Genomic DNA, 20,470 nt, shown 5'->3' on the forward strand with positions numbered 1-20,470 from the left:
ATATCCTAGTAAAATAATTAACGTATTGTATCCAAATTCTCACCATAGATTTCTCTCTATCCATACTTCGGTTGCAACATTATTGTGTTATAGTATAGGTTATGAAAAAGTTCGTCCTACTCTATCTACTGGCACTTCTGCTGCTCTTTACACTCTTCTATGCTGATACGAGCATTCTATCCAGAGTACTCAATGATACTCAAAGTGCATTGACACTGATGATGCTTGAGCCGTTTTTAAAGCCCGGACAGCTTCAGGGAATCGATATCATCATTACCCCTCTCTACAAGATCATTATCACACAGGCCTGTAACGGTATGGTTCCTATCCTCTTCTACTTCGCTGCGATAGTCGCCTACCCGTCAAAACTCTGGGTCAAGCCGCTTTGGATGGGTGCAGGCTACCTGATCTTTACACTGATAAATGTACTGCGTATACTCATTGTGGTCCATTTTGTAGAACAAAAAGGCGGGAGAAGCAACTTCTACCTTGCCCATGATATTTTCGGAAATGCACTTCTGATGATCGTAGGATTGGGACTTTTTATCCTTTTTATCAAACAATCCAGGTTATCTTCTAGCTGATAGCAAGAAGTAACCCACTACACCAAGACTCTGAAAAAAGACAATACTATAACCTGTAGGCAGATTAAAATTATAAGAGGCCACTAATGCGATACATGAGAAGAACAATCCACTGCCCCATGCAGTATAAAGTGGTGTGAACTTTTGCTGTGACAGTGCAATGAGTGCCGGAGCAACCAAAAGAACAAATACTACCAAAACGCCGGCAAGCTGTACCGATGAAGTGACTGTCAGTGCCAAGAGTATAAAAAAGCTCAATTCACGTACCATACCTGTCATTTTGGGATAAACTGAAAACATGAATATCGCAATCATACTATAAAGTAGCACCGGAATGATAAGCTCATGGGGTGAGACAAACAGTATATCCACCGCACTAAGCTTGGCAAAGAGTTCTGTACCTTGCGGGCTGTTTGAAAGTAAAATCATAATACTTGAAGCTCCAAAGGCATACAGTATCCCGATAAATGCTTCGATATGTTCCACATAGCGTGTTGCATAAGTGACGAACAAAGCTCCGAGAATCGCAAAAAAAAGTGTCAATAGTGTCTGATAGTTCCCGTCTAAAAAACCGATACTTATTGCCATCCCCACTGCAGCCATCTGACCGATGGCCAGATCAGTGAAAATCACACCCCTTTTAATAATCTCTATACCAAGAATTGCATGGATAAAGACCAAAAAAATGATCAATACAAATGACGGCCATAAAATCTCTATCAGTTGCATATCCTGCCTATGAGCGTATCATAAAATTTTTCCAGTGTTTGTGTACCTTTAAGTGCACCGACATCATGTGGTAACGTAATCACTTTTGCACCGCTTTTTGAAGCGATAAAGGAGGCTGTTTTATCCTCATGATACACATCCTGCAGGATATGTTTTACACCATTTTGACGTATGCTCTTGATAAGTTCCAAGGTATGTTTTGAGTTGGGTTTTACTCCAGGTAACGGCTCCAGATTATCCAGTGATTTGATCTGATAGCGGTAGAGAAAATAGTTGAAAAGTTCATGATACTGAACCACTTTTATACCTTCACATTGTTTCATTGTTCTATCATATATTTTTAGCTTTTTTGTCCAACGTGTTTTAAATACTTCAAAATTTTTTTTGTAAAAGGAATAGTTTTCCTTATCTAGTACAGAAAGTTTAATCATAATCACCTCAGCAAGCGTAATGATATTATGAGGATCCAAAATAAAATGCGGATTTCCTTCTTTATGTACATGCCCCATCGTGCTGTCAATATGTGTTGGAATATCTTTAAGTTCAACATATTTGCTTAGATCCAGGTATCCTTTAGCTCCTGTTTGAATCCTTGGATTATTTGCCCTTTGGATTAAAGGAGGAAGCCAACCGATCTCAAGTGAAGCTCCATTAAGTATCAATAAATCACTGTCACGAAGTCCACTAATCAAAGATGGCTTAGGTACAACAAAGTGCGGATCCCAATTCCCTTGTGAAAGAAGTGTAACATCCACTCTATCTTTTGCGATCTCTTTTGTCAACTGTTCGATATACGGGTAAGCTGCTGCCACTTGAAGTTTGGCAAAAAGTGAAGTTGCAAAAATCAAAATTATCCATAATGCTCTCATCTGTATCTCCTAAAATGCATGTGCACCGTGTGCACCAAACGCGTGAGTATATTGGAGAATAAACTCCTTTTTATTGTTCTTTTCACCCTCATCTGTATAGAGCGCACTGTTATAATTATATTGGAGTCTTAAACGACTTTTTTCAGAAAAATTATATTCTAACATCATCGAAGTAATATACATATCATCAGGTTGTAAACTTTTTATGTCATTAAGAAAAATATCATTTTGTGTGATACCGCTGTAACGTACACCTGTTCGCCAATTTTTGTCATGCTGATAAATGAACTCTCCATAGAAGCCCGCTTGTTTTTTACGCATGTCACCTTCTGCCAGAGCTCCCTCCCCATACTTTATACCATCCATCTTTCTATAGAGGTACTCTCCTTGAAAGCTAATTGCCTTCTCTGCAGCAAAATAGTACTTGTATACTAAATCTGTACCGTAAAGCTTGGTATCTCCTGCAAAAGCATGTGGTTCTTCTTCATCTTCCAGATGGTCTAAACGCGTATGCCCCTTTGCATAACTTACTCCTGCTAAGAGTGTACCTCCCCCTATATCTATAGAGGTTTTCAGGTAACTCACATAAAGTGATGGATAGTCCACATCACTCATACCTTCCATAAACCCCTCATATCCAAAGCTCTGTTCATTCTCACCCCTAAATGCTTCAAACCCTACCATCATATAGTATGGTGTAGATAAAACATACTGCAGTTGTGCCCCTTCTTCCAATAGCGCATGGTAACCTAAGAGTGCATTATAAATAAGTGGTATCTCAAAAAAGTTATAACTATGCTCATGTTTATTATTGAGGTAACCAAAGTCACTTCTAAATTTACCGACTTTAAGACTTAAACTATAAGGCAGGCCTCTAGTTACACCAAAAAGTTCTTCCACTTCAAACATATCTTTCGTGATATGAAAATTTCCTGAAAAATCCATCAAATCGGTTTGTGTACCAAAATGTAGCTCGGCATAATTAAAAGTAAAACCTTCATTTCCATCCAAAGGGGCATGTACATGTCCCTCATGTTCTTCCCCATGTCCGCCATGAACTAAACCCGGAATCTCCAAATGCTCTATTTCATCTTCATTATCAAATTGTCTAGTTGTATAAGAACCATCTACGATGAGTGATACTTGAAATAAATCCTCAAAACTTTTTTCTGTCGTACTATTGATTTTTTTACTTTCTAAAAGAGACTCAAGTGAATCGCCTTGAGCCATAAGAAATGCAGTCGTTACTGCACTCAATATCCATATTTTTTTCATAATTATCCTTAACTGGTATCGTGATATTGATTTTAGTTTTTTATCTGTTTCTGTTTGAATGGTTAGGAAAAAGTATAGGGAGGGGCATGGGGATCAAAGCCCAGGGGGAGTGTAGGAACAGAGAGAGCTATCATTCCCTCATAAGAAGCAGTCTCCTGTTCAGGGGTTTGGGTCAGATCATACGAAGCTTGTATAATCTTCTTCTCTTCTATCTCACTGACCTCGACGGCAATACTCTCACTCTGTAGAGAAAAGAGTGTTTCATGGTGGGAGGTTCCCAGGCTTTTGGAAGCTTTACATACCTGACACCCTCCAAACTCTTCCAGATGATGATGTTTGGAGTGTATGGTGGTTGTCTGGTAGGCAAACAAGAAGAGTGCGATCAGAACAAAACGGAACACTGCAGCGCTTCTGAACATATCACTCTCCTTATTTTTGGCGGATTATAGCATATCTTTTTTACGCCATCCTTTGCATACAGGCTACCCAATGAGAACGACTGAGACAAGTAAGATATGGTAACAGGATAAAACGCCTGTAGGCAGAGAAAAGTAGAGATGCATAAGCAGGGAGAATCATTGGAAAAGATACTGCAGAAGTGGAGAGAGGGAACTGGCTTGACTCCCCTACCCTATAGAGAAGGTCATCTCTCTTTTTCCTCTTTTGTTGTTGAAGGCGGGAAAAAGAGGTCAAGTGGCCGCCTGCTTACCTCTTTGGCAAAGAGTGTGATAAAAGAGAAGAAATTTCCGAAGTAGGAGTCTCTTGATAAGAGCGACACCTTGAGTGCCAGGACAAAACTCACCGAGAGATTGACCAGACCGATCAAAAGCACAAAAAGAAAAAAAAGCAGGAACTCACCCGGTGCAATATCGATATGCATACTGCTATACCCCAAATAGGCCGTAGAGAAAGCTACATGGCTGATATCAAGCGGCAGATCAAGCAGATAGCCCAGATAAGGCGTGATTCCCAAAAGCAGACCGAAAAAGAAGTTTCCTGCCATAGCCCCATGATGTTCATGCAGAAAACATGCCAGCTTCTCTCTTCTTTTCTCTTTCATCAGCTTTTTCAGCAAAGGGTGGTGCGAATACCTCTCTTTGAGTTCCAAAAGATTTGCCCGGTTATCGAAATACCCTGCGATCAATCCCGAACAGAAGAGCCAGATACCCGCTATCGCCGCATAGAGTAATGCAGGATAGGGAGCCAAACTTTGAAGATAATACGCTGTCTCTTCCCGGGTAAGAATGGTTTCTCCCCGGCTCATCACGATATAGCTTATAGCAAATGCGGCAAGAAGTGCGAATATGACATTCCCGGCTACTGCGGCAAATTGGGAACGGTTTACCTGGATCATCAACGTGACAAGTTTTTTCTGATTTGCCCTGCTTTTCTCTCCCTTTTCGACCGCTTTTGCAAAAGTAGACGCAGTCATAGCAGGCTGTTTGGTGGCGATGGTGAAGCCCAGCAGATGGATCAGCACAAAACCGATCCCGTAATTTAGACTTGAGAGTATCGTCTCCATGCCTTCTGACAATCCGGCTTGAAAAATCGTGATCTTGATCAGTGCCATGAGAGCGATGATCGCACCTGCACCGCTTGCACTGAAAAACATTTTGATATACTGTTTCAGATTTTCCGTGATATAGTGTTCACCATGTTCGCTGGTATTGTTGGTCACACTTTTTGCGACCACCCGGATACTCTGCTGATAGATCTCAGAGAGTGAGTTTTTGGTCGCATTTTTTTTCACCGACGCTTTGAAGAGTTTCATCAAAAGAAGATAGGATTCCGGAGTATCGAACCTTTTGATAAGCTGCAGGATCTCCTCGATCCTCTCGACCATCTGCCCGAGACGTTCCAGCTCATAGGTCAGATCTATCGAGATCCCCCTGTTTATCGATCTTCTTTTAAGGAGGTTCACCTGCTCCCTGCACTGCTCTATCAGTACACGTATATGACGCAGATCAAGCGCTATGGAGGCCAGATCTATATGCGCTTCCTGTACATTATGGACAAAATCACTCATATCCCGCTGCAAAGCGATAAATGCCGAATCCCTGTTGAGCAGTGTCTTATCCAGCCGGATGAAGTTGTCATCAAACTCTTCCGAAGCGATCCAGATCGACAGTATCTCCGCAGCATAGAGAAGTTCTGAAAAAAGATGGTCTTTCGTCTCTTCACGGTATGTTTCGCTGGATAAGATCGAAGCGAAAAAAGCGATCCACGCTTCATCCTCTATCGCATTGACCCAGAGATAATCATCTTTTTTATAAAACAGTGTGGCAAAAATATATCCGAAGTCCCCTTTCTTCGGAGGAGTTGGGAGGAATTTATTATAAAAACGTTCACTGATCTCATGACGAAATCCGTTGCGGGAGAGAATGCCGAGAGTTGTAATGTTGGTCGATACCTTTGAATCGATCAGGAGCAGGTTGATCGCATCGGAGATCTCTACTGCAATGGGGTCATTCGTCCCAAAAAATTTTACGATACGGTGCATCGCCTCCCGGGTCGGTCCAGTCTCCAGAGGATCGGACGGCCGGATAAAAGCGATAATATCACCGAGTTTACCGATAATATCCCTCTCTTCACTCTCAAGCCTTTGCAGCAGCTTTCCAAATTTTTCTTCCACAGCCGGCTCCTTACACCCATATGTTATTTGTTCTTTATCAAAACAGTCGCTTTACACCAAGGATAAACTTCTTCGGAAAAGATATAGGGTACGCTCCATATAAAAGTATGGGGATACACTGTCGGATCTCTTCCTCGTTATCCTATGATAGATACGTTGTACCGTTTACATATCTAAATGATTATAGCAAAACTGATTGATAGTTGATGAGGAGTTTTTTGTATGACTTTTATCGCTTTTCTGACATTTGATGGCGATGAATATATAAAAGGGGGAGTACCGGCGATGAATAAAAAAAGAGGTAAGGCGCCTCTAACAACAGCGCCTTAAGAGGATCAGTGACAGCCGCAACCGCCCTGACCGTCTCCACCGTGACTTCCACAGCCACCTGAAGATTGTTGCGGTGCCGCACCTGTACTACATGCACTTACACCCGGAGGAGTTGTAGGCTGGATCGCCTGGTTGTCTACTCCACCCTCAGCATTGACCTTGTCGATAAACGCAAGTACTTTACTTGCAGCTTCCTGGTAACGTTTTGCCGTTTCGGAATCCGGCTGGTGATACGTTACAGGCTTACCGGTATCTCCACCGATTCTGATCGCAGGCTCGATAGGGATACGTGCGATAAGCTCAGTATCGTACTCAAGTGCTACAGGTGCTGAAGTACCCATACCGAAGATATCAGACTCAGCATCACACTCAGGACAGATAAATCCACTCATATTCTCGATCACACCTGCTGTCGGGATATGAAGTTTCTGGAACATATCAAGAGATCTTCTCGAGTCATCAAGTGATACCATTTGCGGTGTAGTCACCGTAATACCTGCCGTTACCGGTACTGATTGTGCCAAAGTAAGCTGCGCATCACCTGTTCCAGGAGGCATATCGATCACCAATACATCCAGCTCTGACCAGAGGATATCTCTCAGGAACTGCTCGATCGCTTTCATGATCATTGAACCTCTCCAGATCAATGACTGTCCGGGCTCCATCAATGACCCCATAGACATCACTTCAACACCGTACGCTTTCAGTGGAAGTACTTTATTCCCCTGAATCTCAGGCTTTTGATCTTCCACACCCATCATACGAGGAATGTTCGGACCATAGATATCGGCATCAAGAAGACCGACTTTTTTCCCCTGCATCGCCATCGCTACGGCAATGTTTACAGAAGTCGTTGATTTACCGACCCCTCCTTTCCCCGAACTTACCATCAAGAAGTTCTTTACATGAGGAGCAATGTTCTTACCGCTCATTGAGTTACTCATCTGCTTTGGTGCCTGAGGTGCCTTCACATTGATAGTGATATTTTCAAAACCAAGTTTTTTAAGCTCAGTGGTTGCCTCTTCCGTGATCTGTGCTTTTACCTCATCTGCCGATGATGTGATATCGACAGTCAATGCCACAGCATTGCCTTCAACGATAATATCCTTTACAAATCCAAACGTAACGATATCTTTTGTAAAACCAGGATAGGTTACGCTTTTCAATGCTTCTAATACATTTTCTTTTGTCATATTTTTTCCTAATAGTTGAGAAATCTATAAGAGAGTTATACCAAGCAAATCTTAAATTTGATTGAAAGGCTCCCCTTAAATCGGATAATTTTTATCTCATTAATTATTTTTACAGTATTAATCAAGCTTTTATATGTATAATACGTTACATTTTGATACACGATGTACCCAAATGTACCCAAATGTACCCTATTAAGAAAGGATTTGAGTTTGTCTGATATTAGCTTAGTACTCCTAGGAGCGGGCAGTTCATCGCGTTTTGACACACCGGTAAAAAAACAGTGGCTCTATAGCGGAGAGATACCGCTATGGTTACATGTGACTGAACAGTTTGAACATATAGGCGACTTTGCAGAGATCATTATCGTCTCAAGCGATGAAGAGATCAGTGTGATGAAAAACTTTGCAGACTATACCTATGTCACGGGTGGACGCTCAAGACAGGAGTCACTGGATAATGCACTGGGGGCTGTAAAAACCCCTTATGTACTTGTCTCAGACATTGCAAGGTGTTGTATCGATCCTAAGATGCTGGGTCGTCTTCTTGCATCAAAAGGAGAATACGCCTGTGTCGTACCGGCACTAAAGGCGGTCGATACACTCTACTATGAAGGTAAACCCATTGATAGAGAGCAGGTACGCAGTATACAGACACCTCAATTGAGCCATACCGACACCCTGAAAAGAGCACTTGAAACCGCTTACTCCTTTACAGATGAAAGCTCGGCGATTGCCGCATTGGGCGAAGAGATCCTTTTTGTGGAAGGTTCGGCTTTGGCACATAAACTTACAACGGTACAGGATTTGGGGAAACTCCCCTGTCTTACACCTCCTTCATCACAAACCCTCACGGGCTTTGGTATCGATACCCATCCGTTTGAAGAGGGGAAAGAGATGAAGCTGGGAGGTATCAAAATAGAAGTCGATTACGGTTTCAAAGCACATAGTGACGGAGATGTTGCGATCCATGCACTCATTGATGCACTGCTGGGTGCAGCAGGAATGGGTGATATCGGAGAACTTTATCCGGACCATGACAGTAACTATGCGGGTATAGATTCTCAAAAGCTGTTAGAAGATACGGTCAAACGTATCACCTCTTATGGTTATACGATCGGAAATGTAGATATAACGATCGTGGCGCAAGCCCCAAGGATTGGGGCCTATAAAGCGAGTATGAGAAAAAACCTTGCAGCACTTTTGAATATCAAACCGCATTTGGTCAATATCAAAGCAACGACTTCTGAAAAACTGGGATTTATAGGACGAAAAGAGGGTGTCACTGTCCATGCAGTGGCAAACCTGAACTATTATCAATGGCAACGACTTTTATAAAGGAAAGTAAACGTTATGAAAATCATTATCGTAGAAAATGAACTCTACCTGGCACAAAGTATCGCTTCAAAACTGAATGAAGCAGGGTTTGAAACAGAGATCTTTAGCTCGGTGAAAGAGGCGATGAATACCAATGGCGATGTTTATCTGCTCTCAACCAATCTCCCTGGACAAAATACCGGGCCGCTCATCACCAAATTTAAAGAGAAGATCATTATTCTTATGGTCAGCTATATCAACAATGATACGGTGAGCGAACCTTTAAGACTGGGTGCAAAAGACTATATTGTTAAACCGTTTATGATCGAAGAACTTGTTCGCAAGATCGATCACTTCCAAGAGTACCAACAGCTTAAACAACGTATCAACCTCTATGAGGAGTATATCGATAACTTCCTCAAAGAGATTGCACTGGATGAGGAGCTTGAGCTTACAACACCGATAGTGATCGAGACAAACTATCAAAGACTTGTAGACAAGGTAGTCTTTAACTATGCAAAAGAGAAAAGCAAAGCACTTACGTTTATACCGCTTTCAGAGAAAAAATGGAAAGAGAAGATAGAAAACAGTGACAGTAAATCTCTCCTCTATATCACAGAGGCACATACCCTTAAGAAGGCGGATAAAGAGCATCTGCTTAAAATGTTAAATGAGTATGACTTTATACTCAGCTGTACTTCCTCGCTCGAGAGTGACTTCAATACGATTACACTCAATACAGACAGTAAACTCTATGATCAAAATGAGATATTGACCATTGATGACTATGTCAAATTCATCGTCAACAGCTTCCAGTACAAGTTCCCGGACACGGAACTCTCTAAAAAACTTGGCATCTCAAGAAAAAGCTTATGGGAAAAAAGGAAAAAGTATGGGCTCTTCAAAAACAAATAATAGATCACTCTATATCGATACGGAAGCGCTTGCCTTAAAGGAACGCCTTTTGAACAAAGTCCAAAAAGCTACGTTGTCACTGGGACGACTTCAGCAGTCGGCTCATGTGGCTAGCCACATAAAAAAAGGAGTGCACCATGTCTAAGAACCGATCACTCTATATTGATACGGAAGCGCTCTCTTCTCTTGCCCTCGTACAAGCGGGACTGATCTCACCTGTAGACAAACTGATGAATGCGAAAGAGGCAAAAGAGGTAGATGAAACACAAGAGTACAAAGGGATACCTTTCCCCTTCTCCTTTGTCTTGGCGCCCAAAGGGAAAAAGAACGATACGGTACTGAAAGATACAAAAAAAGGCGAAGTACTGGACCTTATCAACGAAGGGAAAAAGGTAGGTGAGTTGATCGTGGATGAGACATTTTCTATCGATCCGAAAAAGAGACTCGTGAAGATCTTCGGTACCACAGATCCTCAGCATCCGGGTGTCAAACATACAAGATCAAGACTTGGGGAAATAGCGGTTTGCGGAGAGTATACGGTCACCTACCCCCTGATTGATGATACACTCAAACGTCTAGAGAGTATGATCAACAAAACCGGCGCCAAGCGTATAAGCTCTATGATGATCGCAGCAAACCCGCTCAACCGTGCACATGAACGTATGATACGACAAACCGTAAGTGAAAATGACCTCCTGATCATCTTCCTGCGTAAACCGTTCAACAATGAAGGTCTCAGATACGACATCCGCTACAATGCGCTCTCAACCTATGTAGAGAACTTCCTGCCGCGTAACAAAGTGTTGATCCTGCCGTTTGAGAATACCTATATCTTTGCAGGCTTCAATGAGCTCATCCTTGACGCACTTTTGGCAAAAAATTATGGATGTGAGCAGTTTGTTATCGGAAGCAACCACGGAGGTCTCGGGCTCTACTATGATAAGAACCGACTCAGTTCGATCTTTGATGCATGTAAGAATATCGATATAGAGATCAAAACAATTGACGAGTATGTCTATTGTGATATCTGTAAGACACTGGTGAGTACCTCTACCTGTCCGCATGGTCAGCACCACCATGTACACTACCACTCTGATTCGATCATGAAACTGATACAGTCAGGACTTGTCCCCCCTCCGATACTGGTACGTAAAGAGGTCTCGGCAAATATCCTAGCATCCCTCTTCCCGGATCGTTTCGACCACCTTCAGGAGTTGCACTACTCTTTGATGCCTGGTTCCGGGCTTTTAGAACAGCAGAGTGAAGAGCAGTTCTATCTGAAGCTGACTGAACTCTATCAAACTTCTTCACTGACATAAAGGCAGAGAGATGACAATACAAAAACTTTTTTTGACATTTTTCGGTTCGGGCCTTGCTCCCAAAGCACCCGGTACTGTAGGCTCACTTGCCTCACTGCCTGTGGGTGTCGCTATCCTCTATTATCTGGGGATTGAGTCTCTGTTTATGTTAACGATTGCTGTGACCATCATCGGGATCTTTGAGGTGAACAAATATGAGAAAGTGACAGGAGAGCATGATCAAAGCCATATCGTTATCGATGAAGCGGTAGGCATGTGGCTCTCGCTGATGATCACATACTCTACCATGATCACGTTAAATTATCCCTATGTAGAGATACTCTCTCTTCTGTTCAGTTTTGCAGCATTCCGCCTTTTTGATATCTGGAAACCCTCCACAATCGGCTGGATCGATAGGGAGTGGAAAGGCGGTTACGGTGTGATGCTGGATGATGTCCTGGCTGGCATCGCCGGCGGACTACTCAGTGCCATGATCCTACTGGGGATCAGTAAGATCCTCTGATCGTCACCAGGAGGCATCACGCTTCCGGATCATGACTCGACTTCACAATCCTCTGTATGGTAGATCATGCACCTTAACTGTTTCTGATAGGCTTCATGGTCATAGTGATCGATACGTGACACTCCCTCTTCTACCGCACATTTAGCAACAGCTGAAGCAACCCATATCAAAGCCTCTTTATTGAATGGCAGAGGAATGATATGTTCTTTACCATAGACAAGATTTTCATTTTTATACGCGGCTTTCACATAATAGGGGATCGGTTCTTTTGCCAAGTGTGCCAATGCCTCAGCGGCAGCCATCTTCATCCCCTCGGTGATCTTCTTGGCATGGACATCAAGTGCACCTCTGAAGATAAACGGAAAGCCCAGTACATTATTGATCTGATTGGGGTAATCTGAACGCCCTGTTCCCATGATCACATCATCTCTCACCTCGGCTACCTCCTCCGGTAGTATTTCGGGGGTCGGGTTTGCCAAGGCAAAGATGATAGGTTCAGGTGCCATTTTGGCTACCATCTCTTTGGTCAATGCACCTGCCACACTCAGCCCAAGGAACATATCTGCACCTACGATCGCATCTGCTAAAGTCTGTGCATCCGTCTCAATGGCAAACTCCGCCTTATACGGATTAAGGTCACCTCTACTTGCAGAGATCACCCCTTTAGAGTCGCACATCACGATATGCTTTACCCCTAAGGCTTTATACATCTTTGCACAAGAGATCCCTGCAGCCCCGGCACCATTGACCACGATTTTGATCTCTTCGGCTTTTTTACCTGTCAGCTCAAGTACATTGATCAGTCCTGCTGTAGTAATGATCGCTGTACCGTGCTGATCATCATGGAATACGGGGATATCCAAGGCTTCCTGCAGTTTTTTTTCAATCTCAAAACACTGCGGTGCGGCGATATCTTCGAGGTTGATCCCGCCGAAAGTCGGTGCGATCGCCTTGGAAGCGGCAACGATCTCCTCGACGCTATGTACATCCATCTCTATATCAAAAGCATCGACATTGGCAAACTGCTTAAAGAGTACCGACTTTCCTTCCATCACAGGCTTCCCTGCCAATGGACCGATATTGCCAAGACCAAGTACGGCAGAACCATCGGAAATCACTGCTACTAGATTGGCACGGTTGGTATACGTAAATGCAAGATTCTCATCTTTTTCGATCTCAAGACATGGATGTGCTACACCTGGGGTATAGGCCAGGGAGAGTTCATACTGTGTATTACAGGGTTTTCTTGTTTCTATACCGATCTTACCACCGATATGATACGCTAACGCTTTCTCTTTTGTGATTTCTGACATGGGTATCCTTTTCAAAGCATAGTGTATTGATTATACTGCATCAAAGTTTAGGAATAATAGTGTAATAAAAAGGGAGGAGAGAAAAAGTATTTGAGTAAACTTACTCAAAATACTCTTCAATGATCTGAGGGAAAAGTCTCATTGTTTTTTGGGCTTTCTCGATCTTTGGCTGAAATACCTCTGCAGATGCAGGGAAACTCATCATCATTTCACTGTAGATGCCGATCTTGTCTTCCATATGTGCTTCCAAGGCATCAAGTACCTTCTGCATATTTTCCTTGTTGGTAGCATACTTCATCAGTAGCTCAAACATACGCTTACGGGGGTGAATCGCCATAGAATCACCTGCAGCAAGTGCGATCTCCTTGATATCCCAGCGAGAAATGTAAATACCGCTCTGGTATGGGGCAATCAGCTTCTCATAGAGTGCTTCAGTATAAGAGGGGTAGTCTTTGAGATCTACCTCCTCTTCTGAAGCACACTGCCCATCCGGACAAAAGGCAGGGTTACCGTTGAAGTTCTGTTCACTGAAGTTTTCAAACTCTTTTCTTAAATCTTCCATATCTCTCATTTTTACTCCTTATTTTTCGTCATCCTCGTGCTTGACACGGGGATCCACAGTTTTGAATCCTCGATCAGGATTTAATTCTCAATTCCCGATCAACAGAGGTATTTCGTCCAGATCAACCTTCGCATGATACCAACGGTTGGCAATGAGCATCATCTTTGCAACAAATCGTATCTGGTCATCCAGGAATTCAGACTTCTCAAACAGTGCATTCACTTCATCATCCAGGCAGTACCCCGTGATCTTCCCCTCTTCCACTTCGATAAAGTCAACTCTCTCTTCTCTTTGTGCCGTATCATTCAAACTGTCACAGTACTGCACTGCTTTTTGCTGAAACTCCTTCTCAATCATCATACGGTCCACTTTTGACTGTGCGACATTGGACATCGTAAAGTCAAAGTGTTCATCGGTGATATTGAGTGCGATCGCCGTGGCATTTATCCCCTGGCTTTTCAGTACCTTGTTAAAGTATTTTCTTATATACCCGGTTTGTGCATTATACCCAAGGATCGTACACAACTTCGTATCAGGCTGTATCTCGTGCGGCTGCATATTATTCCTATCTCCTTGAAACTAAGCAAAGCTCAGCTTCAATTCCTCTCACTAAAGTTTCACCTATCGGTTCAGAAAAATGTACCATTTTACTCCTCTCCTCTCATATGTCTGGCATTGTTATGAAGGAACATCGCCTCCTCCTCTTCAACCAGGCAGCGTGGACAGGTCTGCTCTCCACCGGTATAGGTAAAGGAGTTCCCGCACTCATTACAACGTTTGATAGTAAAGGTAGCCAATGTACGCTGCTGCGGTTCAAAAAACTCTTTGAGTTCAAAGCCCTCCTGCAGGTGAATCGCATCCGGTTCACACACATCATGACAGAGATGGCACTTGACGCACAACATGGCATCAAAGTGAATAAGAGAAAACTTCTTGTCACTGGAGAGTGCTCCCGTAGGACAGATACGGTAACAGATCTGACAGTTCGTACACTTCTCATCCACATATTTTTGGGAGATAAAACTGATATCTTCTGTCGCAAGTACATCAAACACTTCAGGGCGGTCAATACGCTTCAGTGTCGTAAAGAGTATCTTTCTTTTATCAGGCAGATTTTTCTCTTTGATCTTGGAGATCACATCGCCGTCGAGTTCAAAAGCTCTCAGCTCTTCCGCCTCCACTGCTTCATCAAACTCTCTTTTGTGTTTCATCACTCCCTTGAGCGATGCATTCCCCAGGAAGGAACGTCTAGACATACTGTCATCCTGAACTTGATTCAGGATCTCATCTTCGCTCTTTTGAGATTCCAAGTCAAGCCCGGAATGACGAGGGGTATCAATATTGGTCTCAAGCTGTTTTGTTGAGATACTGGAGAGAATGAAGTTTGCCTCTTCGATGCGCGCTTCGATCAGATCAAAGAGCTCACTGTCAGGATCATAACTGCTCAGATCCAGGGTGACCGGTTCTTCACTCGCCAGGGCAAGTGAGATAAGGTGCTCTATACTCAAAACCGAAAGACACGGTACATTGATCTTAGGCGAGACAAGTCTGACTTTAGACTCTAAAAACGTGAAAAAAAACTCAGTGGTTGAGAAATCACTCAGTGCAAAAGCCTCTGTGGGACAAGCACCGACACAGGCAGCTGCTTCCACACCTGTACCTTTGGCAAATGTCGGCAGGTTGTCAACAAGCTGAATCGACTCGGGACAGGCATCGACACATTTGGTACACTGGGAGAATTTACTGGTCGCCCGTACACAGGAGGCGATATCTAAATGAAGGTTCATTCGTTTTCCGTATCCTCGCTGCAGTGTGTTGCAAGCATTTGGGTAATATACTCAAAATCAGAGAGCAGGAACTCCAGTGTCAATTCGGTCCCATCATGGTAGAGCGGCGTACGGGACTCTCTTTTGGCATTGATCAGGAACATTGGTACCCACTCAAGCAGGTGCTCCTTCAGAAATGCTCTTTGCACCTGAAGGAGTTCACACATACCCTCTTTGTCATCAGCCTCAAGTGCTTTCTTCTGTGCTGTACAGAGCATATACATGAATTCCAACTCAACACCGATATGGTCTGCACTCACCACTCTGGCTTTGTCCAGTTCCACACGGAAATCCAGCTCGTTATAGAGTTCGATCACAGGATTATCTCCGCCACTTTCGATCATCTGATCTTCTCTGGTATAGAAACTCTCATAAGGTACCAGGTGCATCAAAAAAAGATTTGCGAAGTCTACATTGTAGTAATTGTCGATAAGCTCTTGACGGCTTAGCTCTTGACGCTTGCTCCATCCTTGGTAATTGGGGAAGAGTGCCAGCATCGCCTCATCACTCTCGATACTGTCCAGCAACGTATCATCAACCTCGATCAACATCAATCTTGAGATCAATGCATACAGAGCAATACGGTTCTCTATCTCTTGTTTCATCTGTTCCATTGTTACCTTGTCCTTCATCCTGTTTCTCTTCTAAAACAGCATTAATATTAGTTGGCACTATACCACTTTCAAGATAAATAAGTCATAAGTGTATTAGTTATCTGGAAAATTGTACAGACTGGTATATAAGAAGATATATACACCCCGGGCAAAGCCCAAGGTATAGGCATTAGTCAGTGATCTCCACTGAGTATGCCTTGTGGGAAAGTGGCACTGCCGGACGCTTGATATGCTTAGGACGTCTAAGCGTATCGCCTTTTTGAAGTGGACGTGTCAACTTGTCTCTCCACGCCTGATACACTTTCATATTGTTCTCATAGTTCACCCAGATATCACCGATCTGATCCTCTTTACCTGCCGGTTCGATAGATACCTTTTGGTGCCATGCGTGGTTACCGGCGATCGGGTCAGGATGCGATGCCGCTACGGCATTTTGCCAAGAACCGCTCAGACCATCCCACCAGATGTTGTCAAGGTCTTTGTTGTACTCTTTGAACTGCCACGTATCTCTACGCTCTTGCATCCCTTGATCAAGACCTTGTTTCGGTTTCAGTGTTCCCACTTTACCATCCATTGTCATCTCATAAAGCGGTGCACCGACACCCATGATTCCAAGCTTATGCTCAAATCCCGGGATCTCTACCGCATTCTTAAGCTTCCATCTCCCCGCGTGGTGAGAGTTCGCCAGAACACCCGGCATCGTTGCTTCAGTCGGTACCGCCATCGCAACAAAGTAACCGGACTCAAGACCGGAAACGGTATCTGTGATCGTTACTTTGATCGCATCCCCGCGTTGGATGTTAAGTCTCTTAGCATCTTCAGTGTTGATCCAGATCGGGTTATGGTTCTGAGAAATCTCCATCAAGTGCTTAGAGTTCACTGAACGCGTGTGAATGTTATATGGCAATCTGAATACCGTGTTCAGTGCAAATTCATTCTCTTTTGTCATAAAGTCATGGTGTACCTGTGTCACAAGGTGCGTCATCTTCACTCTATCCTCTTTATTTGTCGGATAGATCGGCACAGCGTACTCAGGCCACTTCCACTCGGCAAAGTAAGAAGAGAAGAACTCAAGCTTCTTGGAAAGTGTATGGAATCCTTCCATCACTTCACCGTCACGTTCGATACCGATCGCATGCTTTTCACCCGTATGGTGATCTGTCACTACCAAGGTACCGAACTCAGTCTTTTCAACTTCATCTGCTTCATATCTATGCCCGTGAGAGATATATGCATCACCGTCTTTTTGTAGTGGTCTCTCTTGCGGTTTATAGATATTTGCCTCTTCCAGCCAGGTACCTCTGTCTCTCATCATCTCATAGTTAGGGTACTTAGAGTCAGGATATGCCGCTTTTGCCGCCGCACGTAGGTTTGGCAACTTGTCAAATGCTGCTTGATACCACTCAGGGATCGTCACTGCTCTGCTCGGATCCTCTTTAGATGCCCAGTACTTTCTGACACCAAGGCTTCCGTCCGGATCTACATGGTGAACCATGATATTTGCCCAGAACTCTACCTCTTCCCAGATCTCACCAAGACCCGCTTTAATGTGTGCTTCAAGTGTCGCACGTGTCGGATCTTTAGGCTTCCATCCCATCTTCTCAAGTGCAACTCTAAGTGCAGGGTTACGGAAGCTTAGCCATCTTTTCGGCTCAGTTGCTTCTGAGTGCTGATCGTGTCTCTCACCAGCCAATCCTACAGGAAGGATATAGTCACAGTACCAGTTTGTCTCAGACCACGTCGGAGAGAGGTTGAATGACATCTCGATCTTATCTTCACGCTTCAGTGCTTCAATCCATCTGAATCCATCCGGGTTGATCCATACCGGGTTGTACATACGAGGAATCCATACCGCAAGCTTCTCAGGTACATTCAGTCCCTTAGATCTCCACTTCGCTCTCCACTCATCGTCAAGAAGAAGGTGAGGAAGGATGTGAGACATCTCATAAGAACTGAGTGGATACTCAGGCGGCCACGCCAATTCATTCCATACATCAACATCTCCCGGTCTTTCACCCGCTTCAGTTGCCTTGTCACCCTTGCCGTTGACAGAGATAACGTGCCAGTGGTGTAGACCTACCCCACCTTTGTCTCCTGCCATCGCACCACGAAGTACAAACGGAAGGAATGCTGAACGAGCGATCATCCATCCTCCTTTATGGGCGATCGGTCCTGCTCTCCAGATATAGGTTGCCACTCTTGCACCTGCATCGATAAACATATCATAGAGTTTCTCAACGATACGCTTCTCGATACGACACTCTTCGGCTACAAAGTCAAGTGTGTACGGAGAGTACATCTCTTTAGCCATCTCGATAAAGTCCTCATAGCTGTTTCCGGCAGGTACAGACTTGATGTATCCTTTTTCTACCAGTAGCTCAAGGTACTCTCTGTTGCTCATCATCTCATCCCAGTTCACCCAGTTTTTCACAAACTCGTGGTTTACCAGATCCTCGCCGTTGATTCCCTTTTCATTCAGGATTCTGTTCGCAAGGTAGAGGTAAAGCGCTGTCTCGGTTCCCGGCCATACCGGTACCCAGAGGTCTGCCATACCCGCAGAGTTGGAGAGTCTTGGGTCCATAACGACAAGTTTAGCACCTTTCTTACGCGCATCAGCGATACGTCCTGCCGCCTGCTGGAAGTAGTGACCTGCATCTGCAGCGTGAGAAGACTGAAGGAAGATCAGCTTCGCATTCGCCCAGTCCGGAGAGTTTCTGTCATCATTTGTCCACTGGATCGTACCCTGTCTTGCACCTGCAGAACAGATGTTTGTGTGGGAATCGTATCCGTCACATCCGAGTGAGTGAGGGACACGGTGACCGAATCCGTTTTCATTTGGACGACCGACGTGATACATGATAGACTTTTTAGAGATCTCATCACCCTTCTTAAGCGTATCATGCATCTTCTTACCGATCTCAGCCATCGCTTCATCCCAAGTGGTTCTGATCCACTTACCTTCACCCCTTTTAGAACCCGGTGCTCTCTTCAGAGGGAAAGGAATACGGTCCGGATCGTACATCTGCGATTGTGTTGCATACCCTTTTGCACAGTTTCTACCGCGTGAACCTGCATGAAGCGGGTTACCCATGTATTTTCTTACTGCAAGCTGACCACCCGCTTTGTAGGTAGAGAGGTCAACCCATGCAGTCAGACCACACGAAGCCTCACAGTTTGAACATGCTGTCGGAACAAGCATATACTCTGTCGCTTTGATACCGTTTGGATTTTCCTCAGTTCTTATACCGTTGTTTCTTCCGGTACCGCCTCTTTTCCAGTCTGTACCGTCAAGCTCCGTAAAGCTGTCCCACTCTTCCAGTGGCGGGTAGAAAGCAAGCGTATCCGGTGTAGGTGTAAACTTGTTCTCTGCTACAGCAGGAGTTTCAGCTACAGTTTTAAACACACCTGTAGCAAGTGTCGCACCCGCTACAGAGTACGCCGTACCCTTAAGGAAACTTCTTCTACTTTCGATAAAGTTTTTATCTGTTGTACTGTTCATTGATTTTGTCATAAATCTTCTCTCCTTAACTCAATGGTAGCATTTGTGGAATTTTGAGCCATACGTCTTTTGCCATATAAAGCCCCACAAGTGCCAGAATCCCTGCAAATCTCAGCAGTGTTACATTATCGTTCTTCATTGTAGAAGTTGCCAGGAAGAAAGGTGCGATAAATCCAAGCGTCATACCAAACCAGAACTCTACATTGTACTCTCCGCCTGCATGTACATATGCCAATGTCGCTTCAGCTTCAGAAGATTTGAATGAGAAGAAATACTCACCCATATACATTGCAAATGAGAAGAATACAGCAATTGAAAGGATCAGGGCAAGATCTTTTCTTGCTTCCTGACTCCATGAACCGGATACCAGGATAAGTGCTGCCGAACCTGCCATCAGGGCTGCCCAGATCATCTGCATTACTTCAGTCGGTGCCTGCCATAGTTCTCTTGCACTGGACTCTGCCATAATGATCGCAGTATATGCCGTCACAGGGATCGCAAGGAATACGACAAACGGGAAGATCTTTTCATAGGTCCCAGACTTCTTTCCTGCAAATGACATAAGAGATTTCACCGGCGCCACTTTACATCCCCTTTTAAAGTACTCAGTGAACTGATCCGCCAAACCGATCACCATAAGAATCGTGATCAAAAGTGTAAAGAGCGATGCCATCCAAGCCCCTACAGTGATCGCAGATGTCCAGTGCGGGTGCAAGAAGATATTGACCATTCTATACGGCTGGTGAAGATCCACAAGCGTAAAGAGCAAAAATACATTCAGTGCGATAAACGAGATCACAGGCATTGCCCATCTTAGGTTAGGCATGGCATCTTTTTTGTGTCTGTAGAGTAGATATGCCGCTACAAATACGACACCTGTACCGATACTCTTTGCCCACATGTTCAGTGTGATCATCCATCCCCAGATAATACCGGGAAGTGCTACGTCAAGTGTAACCACTGCGTGTGTTGCATCAATTGTATGTTCTACCAT

18 protein-coding genes are annotated in these 20,470 nt (G+C 44.1%); 5 read left to right on the top strand and 13 right to left on the bottom strand.

The features are described 5' to 3' along the window. Window positions 1-101: 101 nt before the first annotated feature. A complete protein-coding gene (locus tag AC4JOV_RS10440) occupies window positions 102-584 on the top strand; it encodes an exosortase/archaeosortase family protein (RefSeq protein WP_229937651.1) in 483 nt (160 codons plus the stop codon). Here the strand turns inward: AC4JOV_RS10440 and AC4JOV_RS10445 are convergent. The 6 genes from AC4JOV_RS10445 to AC4JOV_RS10470 all read right to left on the bottom strand — a co-directional run bounded on the left by AC4JOV_RS10445 (window position 570) and on the right by AC4JOV_RS10470 (window position 7,612). Beyond that, entirely contained in the window at window positions 570-1,313 is a 744-nt protein-coding gene (locus AC4JOV_RS10445; protein ID WP_229937650.1) for a metal ABC transporter permease, read from the bottom strand. The genes AC4JOV_RS10440 and AC4JOV_RS10445 overlap by 15 nt on opposite strands. Next, complete coding sequence (locus tag AC4JOV_RS10450; RefSeq protein WP_229937649.1) at window positions 1,304-2,182, bottom strand: metal ABC transporter substrate-binding protein; 879 nt, start codon at window positions 2,180-2,182, stop codon at window positions 1,304-1,306. The genes AC4JOV_RS10445 and AC4JOV_RS10450 overlap by 10 nt, the downstream gene beginning before the upstream one ends. 9 nt (window positions 2,183-2,191) lie before the next feature. Further along, window positions 2,192-3,457, bottom strand: coding sequence for a hypothetical protein (locus AC4JOV_RS10455; RefSeq protein ID WP_229937648.1), 1,266 nt, complete (start codon window positions 3,455-3,457; stop codon window positions 2,192-2,194). A 62-nt stretch (window positions 3,458-3,519) separates the two neighbouring features. Further along, a complete protein-coding gene (locus AC4JOV_RS10460) occupies window positions 3,520-3,876 on the bottom strand; it encodes a hypothetical protein (RefSeq protein ID WP_229937647.1) in 357 nt (118 codons plus the stop codon). A 224-nt stretch (window positions 3,877-4,100) separates the two neighbouring features. Continuing rightward, window positions 4,101-6,089 (bottom strand): site-specific recombinase, encoded by a 1,989-nt coding sequence (locus AC4JOV_RS10465; protein ID WP_229937646.1) that lies wholly within the window; start codon window positions 6,087-6,089, stop codon window positions 4,101-4,103. Window positions 6,090-6,424: 335 nt separating this feature from the next. Next, window positions 6,425-7,612 carry an Mrp/NBP35 family ATP-binding protein gene (locus AC4JOV_RS10470; RefSeq protein ID WP_229937645.1) on the bottom strand — a complete coding sequence of 396 codons (1,188 nt, stop codon included), beginning with the start codon at window positions 7,610-7,612 and terminating at the stop codon, window positions 6,425-6,427. A gap of 210 nt (window positions 7,613-7,822) precedes the next feature. On the opposite strand from AC4JOV_RS10470, the gene AC4JOV_RS10475 reads away from it, so the two are divergent. The 4 genes from AC4JOV_RS10475 to AC4JOV_RS10490 all read left to right on the top strand — a co-directional run bounded on the left by AC4JOV_RS10475 (window position 7,823) and on the right by AC4JOV_RS10490 (window position 11,662). Beyond that, the gene (locus AC4JOV_RS10475) at window positions 7,823-8,947 is read left to right on the top strand and encodes a bifunctional 2-C-methyl-D-erythritol 4-phosphate cytidylyltransferase/2-C-methyl-D-erythritol 2,4-cyclodiphosphate synthase (RefSeq protein ID WP_229937644.1); all 1,125 of its coding nucleotides are present in this window, start codon (window positions 7,823-7,825) and stop codon (window positions 8,945-8,947) included. Window positions 8,948-8,962: 15 nt separating this feature from the next. Beyond that, entirely contained in the window at window positions 8,963-9,841 is an 879-nt protein-coding gene (locus tag AC4JOV_RS10480; protein ID WP_229937643.1) for a response regulator, read from the top strand. A gap of 137 nt (window positions 9,842-9,978) precedes the next feature. Further along, window positions 9,979-11,160, top strand: a complete 1,182-nt coding sequence (locus AC4JOV_RS10485) for a sulfate adenylyltransferase (protein WP_229937642.1) — start codon at window positions 9,979-9,981, stop codon at window positions 11,158-11,160. A 10-nt stretch (window positions 11,161-11,170) separates the two neighbouring features. Next, on the top strand, window positions 11,171-11,662 hold the full coding sequence (locus AC4JOV_RS10490) for a phosphatidylglycerophosphatase A family protein (protein ID WP_229937641.1): 492 nt from the start codon (window positions 11,171-11,173) through the stop codon (window positions 11,660-11,662). 29 nt (window positions 11,663-11,691) lie between these two features. Here AC4JOV_RS10490 and AC4JOV_RS10495 read toward each other — a convergent pair whose 3' ends face one another. The 7 genes from AC4JOV_RS10495 to nrfD form a co-directional block, all read right to left on the bottom strand. Further along, entirely contained in the window at window positions 11,692-12,975 is a 1,284-nt protein-coding gene (locus tag AC4JOV_RS10495; protein ID WP_229937640.1) for a malic enzyme-like NAD(P)-binding protein, read from the bottom strand. A gap of 100 nt (window positions 12,976-13,075) precedes the next feature. Further along, complete coding sequence (locus AC4JOV_RS10500) at window positions 13,076-13,546, bottom strand: hypothetical protein (protein WP_229937639.1); 471 nt, start codon at window positions 13,544-13,546, stop codon at window positions 13,076-13,078. Between the two features lie 78 nt (window positions 13,547-13,624). Beyond that, a complete protein-coding gene (locus AC4JOV_RS10505; protein ID WP_229937638.1) occupies window positions 13,625-14,095 on the bottom strand; it encodes a hypothetical protein in 471 nt (156 codons plus the stop codon). A gap of 89 nt (window positions 14,096-14,184) precedes the next feature. Further along, entirely contained in the window at window positions 14,185-15,324 is a 1,140-nt protein-coding gene (locus AC4JOV_RS10510) for a 4Fe-4S binding protein (RefSeq protein ID WP_229937637.1), read from the bottom strand. After that, the gene (locus tag AC4JOV_RS10515) at window positions 15,321-15,977 is read right to left on the bottom strand and encodes a TorD/DmsD family molecular chaperone (protein WP_229937636.1); all 657 of its coding nucleotides are present in this window, start codon (window positions 15,975-15,977) and stop codon (window positions 15,321-15,323) included. The genes AC4JOV_RS10510 and AC4JOV_RS10515 overlap by 4 nt, the downstream gene beginning before the upstream one ends. Window positions 15,978-16,146: 169 nt before the next feature. Beyond that, window positions 16,147-19,488 carry a molybdopterin-dependent oxidoreductase gene (locus AC4JOV_RS10520; RefSeq protein ID WP_229937635.1) on the bottom strand — a complete coding sequence of 1,114 codons (3,342 nt, stop codon included), beginning with the start codon at window positions 19,486-19,488 and terminating at the stop codon, window positions 16,147-16,149. Window positions 19,489-19,501: 13 nt separating this feature from the next. Next, entirely contained in the window at window positions 19,502-20,470 is a 969-nt protein-coding gene (gene nrfD / locus AC4JOV_RS10525) for an NrfD/PsrC family molybdoenzyme membrane anchor subunit (RefSeq protein WP_229937634.1), read from the bottom strand.

The organism is Sulfurovum sp. MH2-6, assembly GCF_058374785.1.